Origin of the sequence: Lentibacillus populi, from assembly GCA_014642895.1 — a bacterium.
In the GTDB taxonomy this organism is placed as follows: domain Bacteria; phylum Bacillota; class Bacilli; order Bacillales; family Amphibacillaceae; genus Lentibacillus_C; species Lentibacillus_C populi.
The window spans coordinates 1-1,273 of record BMJD01000111.1 but is presented as its reverse complement, the minus strand read 5'-3'; the positions used below and the strand labels follow the sequence as shown (position 1 = coordinate 1,273).

1 protein-coding gene is annotated in these 1,273 nt (G+C 34.6%); it reads left to right on the top strand.

All coding sequences use genetic code 11. The features are described 5' to 3' along the window. Positions 1 to 162: 162 nt before the first annotated feature. Positions 163 to 1,273 (top strand): IS1634 family transposase (locus tag IEX12_RS23070; protein WP_188725990.1); only part of this gene is annotated, 1,111 nt, incomplete at its 3' end.

Here is a 1,273-nt window from a genome sequence, read left to right as displayed (position 1 = left end):
CCGTAGTTTTGCAGTTGAATATCAAACAATGTTGTCCCAAAACGTTGAAGCTCAACGCCTTAGGGGCTATTTTTATTTTATTTTTTTAAATATTTTTATAGCGAATTATAGCGAATAGTGATATAATGAATATATCAAATTCTTCTAAGGGAGGAGATGATCGTGTATTTAAAGAAAACGCGCCAAAAAAACGGACGTATTTATTTGTCGATTGTAGATGGATATTTTGATAAGGAAAAGGGCCATTCACGAACGATTACTGTAGAAAAAGTCGGCTATCTAGATGAATTAGAAAAGGAATATGACGATCCAATTGCGCATTTTAAAGATCGTGTTGAACAACTAAAACAAAAAAAGGCTGAAAAAACAGCACCTGTTACACTATCTTTTGAACATGATGAAACTTTGTCCATCGGTCAAAGCAATCGGAAGAACTTCGGTTATATGGTGCTTAGTAATATCTATCATCAGCTCAAAATCGATCAATTTCTAACTAATAAACAACGCCAATCAAAAATCGATTACAATACGAACGATATTATGAAACTCCTTGTCTTTTCTCGGTTACTTTATCCTGCTTCGAAAAAGAAAACATATGAAAATCGCAGTGTGTACTACGATAAACATGATTACTCTTTGGATGATACATATCGTGCACTTTCGTTTTTTTACAAGCACAGTTCAGATCTCCAAGTCAAAATTAATGATCGAATCAAAACGTTGTATGGTCGTCAAACAGATCTCGTTTATTATGATGTAACCAACTACTATTTTGAAACAGATATCTTAGATGAATTAAGAAAAAAAGGTGTTTCAAAGGAACACCGGCCCAATCCGATGGTTCAGATGGGGCTTTTTATGGATAAACAAGGCATTCCTATCACATTTGAGTTGTTTCCTGGAAACACAAATGATTGCCTCACTTTTCGCCCAGGATTATCACGTATTCACAAAGAATATAACCTTGGAAAAGTTGTAATTGTAGCAGATAAAGGAATGACAACGGGGGATAATATCCACTACACACTTTCAGGAAAACATGGGTATGTTTTTAGTATGTCCGTACGCGGCGCAAACAAAAAATTTAAAGAGTACGTACTTGATGAAAGTGGCTATACATGGCACGGATCTGAATACAAGAGAAAGTCAAGATTAGAACCTAGAGAAATTCAAGTAACATCTAATAACGGAAAAAAGATAAAGAAAACAGTTGATGAAAAACAAGTCATCTTTTATAGTGAAAAATACGCAAAAAAGGCAAAAGCTGAGCGTG